This window comes from Cyanobacterium sp. T60_A2020_053, from assembly GCA_015272165.1.
Taxonomy (GTDB): domain Bacteria; phylum Cyanobacteriota; class Cyanobacteriia; order Cyanobacteriales; family Cyanobacteriaceae; genus Cyanobacterium.
On the sequence record JACYMF010000021.1, the window covers coordinates 1 to 15,440 of the forward strand.

The window sequence follows — 15,440 nt, forward strand, 5'->3', positions numbered from 1 at the left end:
GTTGTGGATTATGGACGTAGCCTGACTCGAACAGGCGACCCCATCGATGTCAATGAGAATAAATGTTATTATTTAGCCTATGATGTCTATTTTTATTGCCTATTTTTTATTTTTATTTCTGAAATTGGTCTAAAAATGGTCTAAACACTCTTTATCAATTATAAGTTTTATGCAAAATAATTCTTTTAGACCAAATGGGTTAAAGGTTTCTATTGACAATAATAACGGCACAATTAGATTACGGTTTACTTATCAGGGTAAACGTGAATCTATCAGCTATCCTCTTAATTATTTTGATCCTCAAAGTCAACAGATTGCCATAGCAAAAGCCACTGAGATTCATAATGATATTTATCTTTATCAGAAATATGATGAAACTAAAGAAAAATATCAACTAAAGCCAAAACTAATTAAACATGACTTTGGGCAAAAAGAACTTACTTTAAGGGAGATTTGGGAATTTTACAAAGAACTTAAAAGAGATGATATAGCAGTCACTACTAAAAAAAATAATTGGTCAAAAATAGACAAAACTTTAAGTGAAAATTTGACTGTTGATGAGGTTGCTGATTATGTGATTTTACTTTTGAGTAAATATGCAAAAACTACCACTAAAAGATTATTACAAGATTTATCTGCAAGTATTGGTTTAGCTATCTCATTTGGCAAGTTTAAAGGGGATAATCACGTTATTAAAATAATTGAATCCTTAGGTGTTCATAAGAAAAAAACTATTAAATCTTTTACTCAAGAAGAAGTAACCGTAATTTTAAATGCCTTTAAATATGATCAATATTTACCAGAAAAAGCTCTATATAATTACAGTTATTATTATAATTTTGTCGCTTTTAGATTTTTGACAGGAACTAGACCAAGTGAAGCGATTGCTGTTACTTGTAATGACATTTTTAAAAAAGCTGGTAAAACTTGGTTAAGAATAAATAAGCGTTATGTTGGTGGTGAAATTGTTATGGGAACTAAAAATGGTGTTGATATTAGAATGTTTCCTGTCAATGATCAGCTAAAAGATTTAATTGAGTCCATACCGAAAATTGATAACCCTAATAATTTACTTTTTCCTAGTATTACTAAAACCTATATTGATAGAAAAAACTTTAGTACCAGAATATGGAAACCTTTAATTTTGCAGTTAGTTAATCAAGGTTTAGTTAAAGAATATCTAACATTTTATGATGTCAGACATACTTTTATTACTCATTTATGTAGATCAGGAAAAGCTGATCTACAAACCATAGCTAATATTGTTGGTAACTCAGTGCCAACTCTTATCAGAAATTATTTAGCTGTTGATGAAAGTTTAGAGTTACCAGAATTGTTTTAGCTTTAGAATAATTAATCTAACAGCGCCCTCAACTCTTTAATTAATTGACTAGCACCATTATTTTTATATCCCGTTTCTTTATTCTCAATTTTGATTATTAATTGCTTTAATCTCTCTGTTACAAGTGAATTATTGATTTTATCTGATTGAATATTACCACTATCTAAATCATGGGCAAAAGCTAAAATCTGATCCTCAAGTGCTACGGGTATCCTAACCAGTTTAGTTGGTGAGCTATTCCACTTACTCTTAAATGGTGTTAAGTTTTCTACATTATACTGATTCATGATTATATCTCACTGTTACAAGTGAATTTAAGCTATATTAGATAATATAACAACTATTTGCTTAAATGTCACTGTTACAAGTGAAGTTTACCGTTATAATAAATTATATTGATCAATAGTATTGCAAAAACATAAAATTATGAAAAGGGGAAAACGGCGATCTGTTAACTTAAGTTTACATCCAAAACTTTATGATGCACTTGACCTATATTGTAAAGAAAATAATGTTCTTAAAACGGAATTAATTAGCTTATTATTATTGAAATATTTTAGTCAAGTTGAAATTAATCAAGAAGTTAAAAGCCTATTACATCAAGTAGATAGTGAAGATTTATTGAGCAAATATAGCCCTTTAAACTCTCAAACTTTATCTATACCTGAGCTATCAGAAATATGGTTTAGCTTAATAGAAAAGGGGTTTAGTGGTATTCCTTCATCAGTCGTTAGATTATTGATTGATGATCCAGATAAAAGTCAATTATAATGTATGTACATACTTGATTTAAGAAAAGTTTTGGTATATTACCAAAAACAAATTAAATTATGAAAAGGGTTTATCCGTTACCCTAAAACGGTTAATTACTGTAATCAGCAGTAACTATAAATCTTTATTTTATTAACTAAATTATGACACAAAACAGTGATTTTTCACGGGTAAACCTAGCTACCTGTCAAATTGACAACGCTCAAATTATTGCTCACTACCAAAAAGAGAGTGAATGGAGAGAAATATATTCTGATGATAATTTAGCCTTATTGGATGATCAGACTGTCACCGAATTAGCTAAAAACCCTATATATCAATTTAAGATTGATTATCCTAATAACTTATCAGTTAATCGCTCAATATCCATTGTTACAAGTGAGAAAGGGGCATCTTGTAAAAAGTCAGTGTACCCAAAAAAAGGTATTGATAAAAGTCAATGGTTGCCATATCACCATGAGCTATTCCCACTGGCACAAGGTAAATGGATGTTGGTTCATGAAGGGGAAAAAGGCGCTGAATATGGTATCAGAGATGGTTTTGTTAGCACTTCTTTAGTAGGTTGTGCGGTTAACTCTAAAACAGATTTTACAGTGTATTACACATTATTTGATGAAGTTATTAAGCATGGAATTAACGGGTTAATCTATATTTCTGATAATGATGAAGCAGGTTTAAAAAAAGCTATCCAGTTTTATCTTGCTTATGAACAATGGAAAACTAAAAATAATAGTGTAAATTTAGAAGTTAAGTTAGTAAGAGTAAGTTATTTATTTTCTATATTAGGTAAATTTGGGTCACCAAGTGATGATTATTGTGAAGTTAGCAAAGAGATAGAGAATCATTCAAATATTGATGTTGTTGAGTTTAATAGACTGCTCACATTAGACTTGAATAATTATGGTGATAACTACACTGACGAAATAATGGTTTTAGAAGATCATTATTTTCCTAAAGAAGTCAATAATTCACTTGTTACAGTGAAAAATAATGACATAAATATGACTACTATTAAACCTGACAACATTACCTTAACGAGAGAAATATTAGAGAAAGATTACGCTGATAGATTAAGATTTAATGAGTTAAAAAGAATTGTTGAGTTAGATAATGAAGAAGCATATCTTGATGATTTATACCTACAAATTCATAAAGATTATGGCATTAAAATAAATAAACAAATCGCTTATGATTTAGCAGTAATGGTAGCTAAAGAAAATAGCTATCACCCCGTTAAAGTTTATCTTGATAAATGTGATGATAACTTTGATGAAATAGATATTAAAAAACTCTCAACTTTACTTTTTGGCACTAATGACCCGTTATATGATGAAATGCTTTATCGTCATCTTATTGGTAGTGTGGCAAGGGTATATAAACAAGGTTGCAAATTAGATACGGCGCTTATTTTGCAAGGTAAACAAGGCATAAGAAAAAGTACATTTTTTAAGGTTTTGTACGGTGATGAATTTTTTACTGATTCTGTCACGGGTACGGATAGAGATAATTTACTCGTGTTACATCAACACTGGTGCGCTGAACTTGCAGAATTTGAGACAATCACGGGTAAAAAGCAATCAGGTGAGCTAAAAGCATTTTTAAGTAAATCAGTGGATACTTTCAGAGAACCTTATGGACGATCTACCAGAACGGTTAAACGTCAATCGGTGATTGTTGGTTCTGTTAATGAATCTGAGTTTTTAGTGGACACAACGGGTAATAGAAGATTTTGGGTAATACCTGTTAGTCAACATATTGATATTGAGAAGGTTAAACAATACCGTGATCAAATTTGGGCGCAAGCTAAAAAAGCATACCTTGCGGGTGAACAGTGGCACTTGAGTTATGAATCTCAAAAAATGAGTGATGAACTGAACAAACAATTTCTACATACTGATTCATGGGATAGCTCTGAACTTGATAATTATTTGTACGGTTTTGAAGAAGTTGGGGTATCTGTAAGAAATATTTTAATCACTCATTTAGGGTTTGAAGAAAATCAAATCAAAAGGGGTGATGAAATGAGAATGAGCAAAATATTATCATCTAAAGGTTATGAGAAAAAGCAAAAATTTATTAATGGCAAAAAGCAAAATCTGTGGTTTAACCTACCCCTTAATCAAAATTTTGTAGGGTTAAAAGAAAAGGTTGGTATGGTTAGTATGGTTGGTATGTCTCAGTCAGAGCAAGGTTTTCAAACCTACCAACCTCCTACCAACCTCACTCAAAATGAAAAGGTTGGTATGGGTGAAAATCAAAACCTACCAACCTCAAACAGTGAACCTACCAACCTTATTAGCAAGGTTGGTAGCTCTGAAACTATTGCCAGTAATGGGATATACCAACCTCTACCAACATACCAACCTTTTTCTCAAACTACTACAAACTTAAATGATCAATCAAAAGTATCAGACAACTTAGAAAATAATCAAAAAGTAGAAAATAATCAAAATAATGATTCTAAAACTGAGTTATCTATGGCAAGGTTAAAGCTAAAAAAGTTATTAGAAGAAAAAGGTTATAAAAGTGAGGGTCAGCAGTATAAAGTTTTAGGTAAGATTGTCTATCAATCTGATCAAGTTTGCTCTATCCAATCATTAACAACAGTCAATGAAATTAACACTGTAATTAAAAGATTAAATAATTATCAATCGCTGTCACCTTTAAAAGATTCTCAATCATAGTTAATCTTTATTGACCAGTGATGAGTGCCATTGACCCATGTTGATGGTTATTGACTCGTGTTGATGATTGTCACCAATTGGTGATGGTGTTTGACCCATGTTGATGGTTATTAATCCGTGTTGATAACCTTTGACCCATGTTAATGATTATTAACCCGTGTTGATAATCTTTGACCCTTGTTAATGGTAGTGGAGAGGTGTGGATAATCCTTGACCATTGCTAATGATGTTTGACCGCTGTTAATCAGGTTTCATTACTGTTGACTACTATTCACCCGTGATGATGATATTAAAACAGTTTTGAGTGATTTTGATGTCATCTAATATCACAGAGTTTCATTACCGACCATTAAGGGTCGAAATAAGCACGGTACGTTAGCAACCTTGTTTGAAAGAGTGCCTATACTTGTATTTGAAGGGTAATTTAGGCACTGAAAAGTTAGACTATGATTTTTAACTCAGAAATTAAACAAAAAATATGGTCACGGTTAAGCACACGGTCACGGCGCGCCATAACACGAAAGTATAAGAAATATGGACATAATTATACCTACAATCCTAGAGGTGACTTACTTAAGAATTTGGCGCATGAGTTTAACCTATCTATTGAAGATATTTATCACTACTTGTTAGAGATTAGACAAGAATTGATTAATACTTAATTCATGCTTACATAGTTACCAGAGACTTGATGAACTGTAGAAATAAAATTAGTAATGGTCTAAAAGTGGTCTAAAAACCACAAAGTTTGAAGTTCTGATTATAAATCTTTAAATGTTGACATGGTGTCACGGGGAAGTATAGCGCCCTCAAATACTGTTTTATGCCCTAAAGTGGTCTAAAAATGGTCTAAATAAGCAAGTAAAAGAGTAAATAGAGATAGATAAAAAAAAGAAGAACCCTTGAAATGTAGATTTAGTGAGGGTTGTGGATTATGGACGTAGCCTGACTCGAACAGGCGACCCCATCGATGTCAATGAGAATAAATGTTATTATTTAGCCTATGATGTCTATTTTTATTGCCTATTTTTTATTTTTATTTCTGAAATTGGTCTAAAAATGGTCTAAACACTCTTTATCAATTATAAGTTTTATGCAAAATAATTCTTTTAGACCAAATGGGTTAAAGGTTTCTATTGACAATAATAACGGCACAATTAGATTACGGTTTACTTATCAGGGTAAACGTGAATCTATCAGCTATCCTCTTAATTATTTTGATCCTCAAAGTCAACAGATTGCCATAGCAAAAGCCACTGAGATTCATAATGATATTTATCTTTATCAGAAATATGATGAAACTAAAGAAAAATATCAACTAAAGCCAAAACTAATTAAACATGACTTTGGGCAAAAAGAACTTACTTTAAGGGAGATTTGGGAATTTTACAAAGAACTTAAAAGAGATGATATAGCAGTCACTACTAAAAAAAATAATTGGTCAAAAATAGACAAAACTTTAAGTGAAAATTTGACTGTTGATGAGGTTGCTGATTATGTGATTTTACTTTTGAGTAAATATGCAAAAACTACCACTAAAAGATTATTACAAGATTTATCTGCAAGTATTGGTTTAGCTATCTCATTTGGCAAGTTTAAAGGGGATAATCACGTTATTAAAATAATTGAATCCTTAGGTGTTCATAAGAAAAAAACTATTAAATCTTTTACTCAAGAAGAAGTAACCGTAATTTTAAATGCCTTTAAATATGATCAATATTTACCAGAAAAAGCTCTATATAATTACAGTTATTATTATAATTTTGTCGCTTTTAGATTTTTGACAGGAACTAGACCAAGTGAAGCGATTGCTGTTACTTGTAATGACATTTTTAAAAAAGCTGGTAAAACTTGGTTAAGAATAAATAAGCGTTATGTTGGTGGTGAAATTGTTATGGGAACTAAAAATGGTGTTGATATTAGAATGTTTCCTGTCAATGATCAGCTAAAAGATTTAATTGAGTCCATACCGAAAATTGATAACCCTAATAATTTACTTTTTCCTAGTATTACTAAAACCTATATTGATAGAAAAAACTTTAGTACCAGAATATGGAAACCTTTAATTTTGCAGTTAGTTAATCAAGGTTTAGTTAAAGAATATCTAACATTTTATGATGTCAGACATACTTTTATTACTCATTTATGTAGATCAGGAAAAGCTGATCTACAAACCATAGCTAATATTGTTGGTAACTCAGTGCCAACTCTTATCAGAAATTATTTAGCTGTTGATGAAAGTTTAGAGTTACCAGAATTGTTTTAGCTTTAGAATAATTAATCTAACAGCGCCCTCAACTCTTTAATTAATTGACTAGCACCATTATTTTTATATCCCGTTTCTTTATTCTCAATTTTGATTATTAATTGCTTTAATCTCTCTGTTACAAGTGAATTATTGATTTTATCTGATTGAATATTACCACTATCTAAATCATGGGCAAAAGCTAAAATCTGATCCTCAAGTGCTACGGGTATCCTAACCAGTTTAGTTGGTGAGCTATTCCACTTACTCTTAAATGGTGTTAAGTTTTCTACATTATACTGATTCATGATTATATCTCACTGTTACAAGTGAATTTAAGCTATATTAGATAATATAACAACTATTTGCTTAAATGTCACTGTTACAAGTGAAGTTTACCGTTATAATAAATTATATTGATCAATAGTATTGCAAAAACATAAAATTATGAAAAGGGGAAAACGGCGATCTGTTAACTTAAGTTTACATCCAAAACTTTATGATGCACTTGACCTATATTGTAAAGAAAATAATGTTCTTAAAACGGAATTAATTAGCTTATTATTATTGAAATATTTTAGTCAAGTTGAAATTAATCAAGAAGTTAAAAGCCTATTACATCAAGTAGATAGTGAAGATTTATTGAGCAAATATAGCCCTTTAAACTCTCAAACTTTATCTATACCTGAGCTATCAGAAATATGGTTTAGCTTAATAGAAAAGGGGTTTAGTGGTATTCCTTCATCAGTCGTTAGATTATTGATTGATGATCCAGATAAAAGTCAATTATAATGTATGTACATACTTGATTTAAGAAAAGTTTTGGTATATTACCAAAAACAAATTAAATTATGAAAAGGGTTTATCCGTTACCCTAAAACGGTTAATTACTGTAATCAGCAGTAACTATAAATCTTTATTTTATTAACTAAATTATGACACAAAACAGTGATTTTTCACGGGTAAACCTAGCTACCTGTCAAATTGACAACGCTCAAATTATTGCTCACTACCAAAAAGAGAGTGAATGGAGAGAAATATATTCTGATGATAATTTAGCCTTATTGGATGATCAGACTGTCACCGAATTAGCTAAAAACCCTATATATCAATTTAAGATTGATTATCCTAATAACTTATCAGTTAATCGCTCAATATCCATTGTTACAAGTGAGAAAGGGGCATCTTGTAAAAAGTCAGTGTACCCAAAAAAAGGTATTGATAAAAGTCAATGGTTGCCATATCACCATGAGCTATTCCCACTGGCACAAGGTAAATGGATGTTGGTTCATGAAGGGGAAAAAGGCGCTGAATATGGTATCAGAGATGGTTTTGTTAGCACTTCTTTAGTAGGTTGTGCGGTTAACTCTAAAACAGATTTTACAGTGTATTACACATTATTTGATGAAGTTATTAAGCATGGAATTAACGGGTTAATCTATATTTCTGATAATGATGAAGCAGGTTTAAAAAAAGCTATCCAGTTTTATCTTGCTTATGAACAATGGAAAACTAAAAATAATAGTGTAAATTTAGAAGTTAAGTTAGTAAGAGTAAGTTATTTATTTTCTATATTAGGTAAATTTGGGTCACCAAGTGATGATTATTGTGAAGTTAGCAAAGAGATAGAGAATCATTCAAATATTGATGTTGTTGAGTTTAATAGACTGCTCACATTAGACTTGAATAATTATGGTGATAACTACACTGACGAAATAATGGTTTTAGAAGATCATTATTTTCCTAAAGAAGTCAATAATTCACTTGTTACAGTGAAAAATAATGACATAAATATGACTACTATTAAACCTGACAACATTACCTTAACGAGAGAAATATTAGAGAAAGATTACGCTGATAGATTAAGATTTAATGAGTTAAAAAGAATTGTTGAGTTAGATAATGAAGAAGCATATCTTGATGATTTATACCTACAAATTCATAAAGATTATGGCATTAAAATAAATAAACAAATCGCTTATGATTTAGCAGTAATGGTAGCTAAAGAAAATAGCTATCACCCCGTTAAAGTTTATCTTGATAAATGTGATGATAACTTTGATGAAATAGATATTAAAAAACTCTCAACTTTACTTTTTGGCACTAATGACCCGTTATATGATGAAATGCTTTATCGTCATCTTATTGGTAGTGTGGCAAGGGTATATAAACAAGGTTGCAAATTAGATACGGCGCTTATTTTGCAAGGTAAACAAGGCATAAGAAAAAGTACATTTTTTAAGGTTTTGTACGGTGATGAATTTTTTACTGATTCTGTCACGGGTACGGATAGAGATAATTTACTCGTGTTACATCAACACTGGTGCGCTGAACTTGCAGAATTTGAGACAATCACGGGTAAAAAGCAATCAGGTGAGCTAAAAGCATTTTTAAGTAAATCAGTGGATACTTTCAGAGAACCTTATGGACGATCTACCAGAACGGTTAAACGTCAATCGGTGATTGTTGGTTCTGTTAATGAATCTGAGTTTTTAGTGGACACAACGGGTAATAGAAGATTTTGGGTAATACCTGTTAGTCAACATATTGATATTGAGAAGGTTAAACAATACCGTGATCAAATTTGGGCGCAAGCTAAAAAAGCATACCTTGCGGGTGAACAGTGGCACTTGAGTTATGAATCTCAAAAAATGAGTGATGAACTGAACAAACAATTTCTACATACTGATTCATGGGATAGCTCTGAACTTGATAATTATTTGTACGGTTTTGAAGAAGTTGGGGTATCTGTAAGAAATATTTTAATCACTCATTTAGGGTTTGAAGAAAATCAAATCAAAAGGGGTGATGAAATGAGAATGAGCAAAATATTATCATCTAAAGGTTATGAGAAAAAGCAAAAATTTATTAATGGCAAAAAGCAAAATCTGTGGTTTAACCTACCCCTTAATCAAAATTTTGTAGGGTTAAAAGAAAAGGTTGGTATGGTTAGTATGGTTGGTATGTCTCAGTCAGAGCAAGGTTTTCAAACCTACCAACCTCCTACCAACCTCACTCAAAATGAAAAGGTTGGTATGGGTGAAAATCAAAACCTACCAACCTCAAACAGTGAACCTACCAACCTTATTAGCAAGGTTGGTAGCTCTGAAACTATTGCCAGTAATGGGATATACCAACCTCTACCAACATACCAACCTTTTTCTCAAACTACTACAAACTTAAATGATCAATCAAAAGTATCAGACAACTTAGAAAATAATCAAAAAGTAGAAAATAATCAAAATAATGATTCTAAAACTGAGTTATCTATGGCAAGGTTAAAGCTAAAAAAGTTATTAGAAGAAAAAGGTTATAAAAGTGAGGGTCAGCAGTATAAAGTTTTAGGTAAGATTGTCTATCAATCTGATCAAGTTTGCTCTATCCAATCATTAACAACAGTCAATGAAATTAACACTGTAATTAAAAGATTAAATAATTATCAATCGCTGTCACCTTTAAAAGATTCTCAATCATAGTTAATCTTTATTGACCAGTGATGAGTGCCATTGACCCATGTTGATGGTTATTGACTCGTGTTGATGATTGTCACCAATTGGTGATGGTGTTTGACCCATGTTGATGGTTATTAATCCGTGTTGATAACCTTTGACCCATGTTAATGATTATTAACCCGTGTTGATAATCTTTGACCCTTGTTAATGGTAGTGGAGAGGTGTGGATAATCCTTGACCATTGCTAATGATGTTTGACCGCTGTTAATCAGGTTTCATTACTGTTGACTACTATTCACCCGTGATGATGATATTAAAACAGTTTTGAGTGATTTTGATGTCATCTAATATCACAGAGTTTCATTACCGACCATTAAGGGTCGAAATAAGCACGGTACGTTAGCAACCTTGTTTGAAAGAGTGCCTATACTTGTATTTGAAGGGTAATTTAGGCACTGAAAAGTTAGACTATGATTTTTAACTCAGAAATTAAACAAAAAATATGGTCACGGTTAAGCACACGGTCACGGCGCGCCATAACACGAAAGTATAAGAAATATGGACATAATTATACCTACAATCCTAGAGGTGACTTACTTAAGAATTTGGCGCATGAGTTTAACCTATCTATTGAAGATATTTATCACTACTTGTTAGAGATTAGACAAGAATTGATTAATACTTAATTCATGCTTACATAGTTACCAGAGACTTGATGAACTGTAGAAATAAAATTAGTAATGGTCTAAAAGTGGTCTAAAAACCACAAAGTTTGAAGTTCTGATTATAAATCTTTAAATGTTGACATGGTGTCACGGGGAAGTATAGCGCCCTCAAATACTGTTTTATGCCCTAAAGTGGTCTAAAAATGGTCTAAATAAGCAAGTAAAAGAGTAAATAGAGATAGATAAAAAAAAGAAGAACCCTTGAAATGTAGATTTAGTGAGGGTTGTGGATTATGGACGTAGCCTGACTCGAACAGGCGACCCCATCGATGTCAACGATGTACTCTAACCAACTGAGCTATACGTCCTTACACGGAATACAATTATAGCGCCCTTCACCGTCCATCGGCAAGGGTAAGAGCAAAAATAAGATTAGTGGATCGAAAGAGGAAATATTTTGTTAAAATAGCATGGGAAAATTAAGGATAAATTAATAGTCTTTGAGTCAAGCATTAGAAATTCCAAATTTAGACACCCTAGCGCAAGAATTAGCTGCTATCCAGCAGACTAGCTCAAAAAAAATTGCCTTGCTAGGTTCTCGTCATGTGCCGATTACCCATCAGCACTTGATTGAGATGATGAGTTATGCCTTGGTGTTAGGAGGTAATCGTTTGATTACTTCAGGGGCGGCTGGAACTAATTCGGCTGCTATCCGAGGTGCGATGAGAGCGGACCCTAATTTGTTGACGGTAATTCTTCCCCAAAGTTTACAACGTCAACCGAAAGAGTCTCAAGATCAGTTACAAAAGGTTATTCATTTAGTAGAAAATCCCGACAATGATAGTTTGTCGTTGGGAGAAGCTAGTGCTGATTGCAATCGAGAAATTATTTCCCGTTGTCAGCAGTTAATCTGTTTTGCATTCCATGACAGTCATACTTTAATGCAAACTTGTCAGGAAGCTGAAGAACAACGAAAAGTAGTAACTTTATTCTATTTTGATTAATATTTTGGTACCTCAAAAGAGGAAATGACAAGAAAAGGGCAAAGGTGAATTTAAAGATAGCTTGGACTACCATTAAATTTGCTCATGTCTTAAAAGATGGGGTTTTAAACCTTTTATTCTTTGATAATTTTTATTAATGATTAGTAAATTAGTATTAGCAACCAGTAATCAGGGTAAGTTAAGGGAATTTGAAGATTATTTTCGAGATTTTCCTTTAACCATCGCTCTGAAGCCTTCTAATTTGGAGGTGGAAGAGACAGGAACAAGTTTTCGTGATAATGCTATCTTAAAAGCAACTCAAGTGGCTTCTGCTTTGGGGGAGTGGGCTTTAGCAGATGATTCTGGTCTGATGGTGGATGGGTTGGGGGGCGCTCCGGGTATTTATTCCGCGCGCTACGCACCTACTCCTCAGCAGTGTATTGAACGTGTATTAAAAGAGTTGGAGGGAGAATCACGGCGGAGGGCGCAGTTTGTTTGTGCAGTGGCGGTGGCTTCCGGAGATGGTGAATTAGTGTTATTTGCTGAAGGTATTTGCGAAGGGGAAATTTTAACAGAGTTACGAGGGAATGATGGTTTTGGCTATGACCCAATTTTTTTTGTGCCAGAATATGATCAAACTTTTGCAGAAATGTCAAGAGATTTAAAAAACAAAATTAGTCATCGAGGTTTAGCATTAGCAAAAATTTTACCTGAATTAAAAGCATTGATTAAACTTAGTTAAAAATAAGAAATAATGGTAGTTACTGCAAAATATTGGATCGAAAAATTAAGTTTAATAAAACATCCTGAAGGGGGCTATTATCGAGAAACCTATCGTAGTGATATTTTAATTAGTTCCGATAGTTTACCAAAAGATTATCAAGGGCAAAGAAACTCTTGCACTGCTATCTATTATTTACTTTCAGAAGCTGATTTTTCTGCTTTTCATCGTCTCAAAAGTGATGAAATTTTCCATTTTTACAGTGGCTCTCCTTTATTGGTTCACCTCATTGATGATCAAGGAAGATATTTTTGCCAAAAAGTGGGTACTCAGGGACAAGAAAATGATATTTTACAGTTAGTGATTCCCCGTGGTTGGTGGTTTGCTTCGGAAGTTAGTGAACCTAATTCTTATAGCTTAATTGGTTGTACTGTTTCTCCGGGTTTTAACTTTAATGATTTTGAGTTAGGTTCAAGAGAACTGTTAATTCAGATGTATCCTAATTATCAAGATATTATTACCAGAATGACATATAATTAGTTTTATTAATTTATTAATTAACTAAATTTTAAATTATAAAATAAATACTTTTAAAAAGTTTAATTTCTTATTATCGAGGCATAAAAAATGGCAGGAAATTATCAAACTGATGTCAATCGTGTGGTACAAATGACGTTACCCACAAATTATGAGCAACAAATAAAAAATATCCAATCTTCTCCTAAATTTCAAGACCAAAAACCTGTAGATTTTCCCGGTTATACTATCATTACACCGCCCTCTGGAGATGATCCTAATAACAGTGATTTTTATGAATATTTAGGAGAATTTCAGACAGAATTAGTTGAGGCGATGGGCGCTGGGTTGTTAATTCCTGTACCAAAAAAAAGTTTTCACGTCACTTTTGCTGATTTAATTTGGGATAATCTTTATGAAGATGCTTTGACACAGAATCCTGATTTTGACAATTTATTAATTCAAGAAATTGATAGTATTTTTAAAGATTATAAAACAGTAGATAACAGCGCCCTCCCCTTTGATTTTGAAGTGTTAGGTTTATCTATATTTCCTCGGGCGCTAGTAATATGTCTTTCTCCTACAGAAAATTGTTATCAAAGAATATTAAAATTAAGACAATTAATTTATCAAGATGAACAAATAATTGATTTAGGCATCGAGCAACATTACGAATTTGTAGCGCACATCACCCTAGGCTATTTTGGTAAAGTTGAGGATAATTTTGACCCTGAAAAACTGCAAGAAATTATCACTAAATTTAATTTTCAATGGTTAGAAAATGCACCACCAAAGTTATCATTAAATCGATTTGAATTGAGAAGATTTAACAATATGACTAACTATCTAAGAGAGGATGATTGGGCAGTGTTTGAAGTATAGAAATATAAAAAAGGGTTGAACATTGTTCAACCCCCAAAATATTCTCTTTCTCCTTATCTAAATGGAGTTTGCTGAATAAAAGTCAGAAGTATTGATTCATAAAAGTTAAGACATACTACAGGAAGATATTAAAATCTCATAATTGTCAATTATCCATTGTCAAACCATTAACCTCAATAAGCGCCCTTCACCCTTACCGAAATTAGCCATTAATAGCCTCAATAACCACATCGTGAATGATGCCATTGGTAACAACAACACCACGATTATCATTCATTTTGACAGAGGTAACAAAATCGAGGGGTTTGCCATACATATCAGAAACTTTTCCTCCAGCTTCCTCAACGATGATAGCGCCCGCCGCATGGTCCCAAATATTTTCCCGATAATCAGGATATTTAGGAGAAGGTAAACGGAGATAAAGCGCCGCTTCTCCTGCCGAAACGATACCATATTTTGCCTGAGAATCCACTCGCACCGATGCGCTAGTGATACCTACCGATTGAGCAATTTTGTTTTGTAACTCTTGGTTGCCGTGACTAGCTTCCACACTTTCTACAAAACGAAAACGACTAGCATCATTATTACTAACCACTTGCAAAGGACTTTTCTCACCACCGGCAAGGGGAATTTTATAAGCGCCCTTCCCCCGTTGCGCCACGAATAACCATCCCATTTCCCCTTCCCTTAACTGTAACGCTGGGCATCCTAAAAAGCCTAGTTTTACCTCACCATCGGCAATTAAAGCTAAAGCAATGGCATATTGGTCTTGACGTAAAAACCCTTTTGTGCCATCAATAGGGTCTAAAGTCCAAAAACATTCCCTAACTTGACCATTACCATAATCAATCCAGTTTAACACCTCAGTAGTGGTAGCGGAAGGGATGATTTTTTGCACATAAGCGGTGATTTTTTCCGCAGTGGGGAGGGCGCTGTCATTTCTGAGATTGGTAGCGTCTTCCTCTCCTACGATGGGAATATCGGGAAAATGTTGCTTCAAGGCTTGACAAATTAAGGCTTGTGAGCCAAAATCTGCCACAGTAACAGGGCTTTTGTCTTCTTTTTGTAGTGCAGTAGGAATATCTTTTCTGACATCCTCACACAAGCGCGCCGCATCACGGATACAGGCGCTAACAACTTCGATAGCTAATTCGTAATTCATTAATAAATTTATTTCAG

General features: G+C 32.8%; 13 protein-coding genes and 1 tRNA gene. 10 read left to right on the plus strand and 4 right to left on the minus strand.

Annotated features, from left to right (window positions below):
- The first annotated feature begins 169 nt into the window (after positions 1-169).
- Positions 170-1,342, plus strand: coding sequence for a tyrosine-type recombinase/integrase (locus IGQ45_03355; GenBank protein MBF2056264.1), 1,173 nt, complete (start codon positions 170-172; stop codon positions 1,340-1,342).
- Positions 1,343-1,353: 11 nt separating this feature from the next.
- Here IGQ45_03355 and IGQ45_03360 read toward each other — a convergent pair whose 3' ends face one another.
- Positions 1,354-1,629, minus strand: a complete 276-nt coding sequence (locus IGQ45_03360) for a hypothetical protein (GenBank protein ID MBF2056265.1) — start codon at positions 1,627-1,629, stop codon at positions 1,354-1,356.
- 139 nt (positions 1,630-1,768) lie between these two features.
- Between IGQ45_03360 and IGQ45_03365 the strand changes: the two genes are divergently transcribed.
- The 3 genes from IGQ45_03365 (at position 1,769) to IGQ45_03375 (ending at position 7,063) form a co-directional block, all read left to right on the plus strand.
- On the plus strand, positions 1,769-2,113 hold the full coding sequence (locus tag IGQ45_03365; GenBank protein MBF2056266.1) for a hypothetical protein: 345 nt from the start codon (positions 1,769-1,771) through the stop codon (positions 2,111-2,113).
- Between the two features lie 143 nt (positions 2,114-2,256).
- Complete coding sequence (locus tag IGQ45_03370; protein MBF2056267.1) at positions 2,257-4,797, plus strand: hypothetical protein; 2,541 nt, start codon at positions 2,257-2,259, stop codon at positions 4,795-4,797.
- A 1,093-nt stretch (positions 4,798-5,890) separates the two neighbouring features.
- Positions 5,891-7,063 (plus strand): tyrosine-type recombinase/integrase, encoded by a 1,173-nt coding sequence (locus IGQ45_03375; GenBank protein MBF2056268.1) that lies wholly within the window; start codon positions 5,891-5,893, stop codon positions 7,061-7,063.
- An 11-nt stretch (positions 7,064-7,074) separates the two neighbouring features.
- Here IGQ45_03375 and IGQ45_03380 read toward each other — a convergent pair whose 3' ends face one another.
- The gene (locus tag IGQ45_03380; GenBank protein MBF2056269.1) at positions 7,075-7,350 is read right to left on the minus strand and encodes a hypothetical protein; all 276 of its coding nucleotides are present in this window, start codon (positions 7,348-7,350) and stop codon (positions 7,075-7,077) included.
- Positions 7,351-7,489: 139 nt separating this feature from the next.
- Between IGQ45_03380 and IGQ45_03385 the strand changes: the two genes are divergently transcribed.
- Complete coding sequence (locus IGQ45_03385; GenBank protein ID MBF2056270.1) at positions 7,490-7,834, plus strand: hypothetical protein; 345 nt, start codon at positions 7,490-7,492, stop codon at positions 7,832-7,834.
- A 143-nt stretch (positions 7,835-7,977) separates the two neighbouring features.
- Positions 7,978-10,518: a hypothetical protein gene (locus IGQ45_03390; protein ID MBF2056271.1), complete on the plus strand. Its 2,541-nt coding sequence runs from the start codon at positions 7,978-7,980 to the stop codon at positions 10,516-10,518.
- Between the two features lie 935 nt (positions 10,519-11,453).
- Here the strand turns inward: IGQ45_03390 and IGQ45_03395 are convergent.
- Positions 11,454-11,527, minus strand: a tRNA-Val gene (locus IGQ45_03395).
- Between the two features lie 132 nt (positions 11,528-11,659).
- Between IGQ45_03395 and IGQ45_03400 the strand changes: the two genes are divergently transcribed.
- The 4 genes from IGQ45_03400 to IGQ45_03415 all read left to right on the plus strand — a co-directional run bounded on the left by IGQ45_03400 (position 11,660) and on the right by IGQ45_03415 (position 14,261).
- Complete coding sequence (locus IGQ45_03400) at positions 11,660-12,163, plus strand: DNA-processing protein DprA (protein ID MBF2056272.1); 504 nt, start codon at positions 11,660-11,662, stop codon at positions 12,161-12,163.
- A gap of 139 nt (positions 12,164-12,302) precedes the next feature.
- Positions 12,303-12,884: an RdgB/HAM1 family non-canonical purine NTP pyrophosphatase gene (gene rdgB, locus IGQ45_03405; protein MBF2056273.1), complete on the plus strand. Its 582-nt coding sequence runs from the start codon at positions 12,303-12,305 to the stop codon at positions 12,882-12,884.
- Between the two features lie 12 nt (positions 12,885-12,896).
- Entirely contained in the window at positions 12,897-13,403 is a 507-nt protein-coding gene (locus IGQ45_03410; GenBank protein MBF2056274.1) for a cupin domain-containing protein, read from the plus strand.
- Between the two features lie 87 nt (positions 13,404-13,490).
- Positions 13,491-14,261: a DUF1868 domain-containing protein gene (locus tag IGQ45_03415; GenBank protein MBF2056275.1), complete on the plus strand. Its 771-nt coding sequence runs from the start codon at positions 13,491-13,493 to the stop codon at positions 14,259-14,261.
- Between the two features lie 202 nt (positions 14,262-14,463).
- Here IGQ45_03415 and IGQ45_03420 read toward each other — a convergent pair whose 3' ends face one another.
- Positions 14,464-15,423, minus strand: coding sequence for a 3'(2'),5'-bisphosphate nucleotidase (locus tag IGQ45_03420; GenBank protein MBF2056276.1), 960 nt, complete (start codon positions 15,421-15,423; stop codon positions 14,464-14,466).
- Positions 15,424-15,440: the final 17 nt, after the last annotated feature.

Bases quoted from the DNA above. Each gene is read 5' to 3' on its own strand.
- IGQ45_03355 (MBF2056264.1), top strand. From the start codon at position 170: ATGCAAAATAATTCTTTTAGACCAAATGGGTTAAAGGTTTCTATTGAC.
- IGQ45_03370 (MBF2056267.1), top strand. From the start codon at position 2,257: ATGACACAAAACAGTGATTTTTCACGGGTAAACCTAGCTACCTGTCAA.
- IGQ45_03390 (MBF2056271.1), top strand. From the start codon at position 7,978: ATGACACAAAACAGTGATTTTTCACGGGTAAACCTAGCTACCTGTCAA.
- IGQ45_03410 (MBF2056274.1), top strand. From the start codon at position 12,897: ATGGTAGTTACTGCAAAATATTGGATCGAAAAATTAAGTTTAATAAAA.
- IGQ45_03380 (MBF2056269.1), bottom strand. From the start codon at position 7,350: ATGAATCAGTATAATGTAGAAAACTTAACACCATTTAAGAGTAAGTGG.
- IGQ45_03385 (MBF2056270.1), top strand. From the start codon at position 7,490: ATGAAAAGGGGAAAACGGCGATCTGTTAACTTAAGTTTACATCCAAAA.
- IGQ45_03420 (MBF2056276.1), bottom strand. From the start codon at position 15,423: ATGAATTACGAATTAGCTATCGAAGTTGTTAGCGCCTGTATCCGTGAT.
- IGQ45_03375 (MBF2056268.1), top strand. From the start codon at position 5,891: ATGCAAAATAATTCTTTTAGACCAAATGGGTTAAAGGTTTCTATTGAC.
- IGQ45_03360 (MBF2056265.1), bottom strand. From the start codon at position 1,629: ATGAATCAGTATAATGTAGAAAACTTAACACCATTTAAGAGTAAGTGG.
- IGQ45_03415 (MBF2056275.1), top strand. From the start codon at position 13,491: ATGGCAGGAAATTATCAAACTGATGTCAATCGTGTGGTACAAATGACG.
- IGQ45_03365 (MBF2056266.1), top strand. From the start codon at position 1,769: ATGAAAAGGGGAAAACGGCGATCTGTTAACTTAAGTTTACATCCAAAA.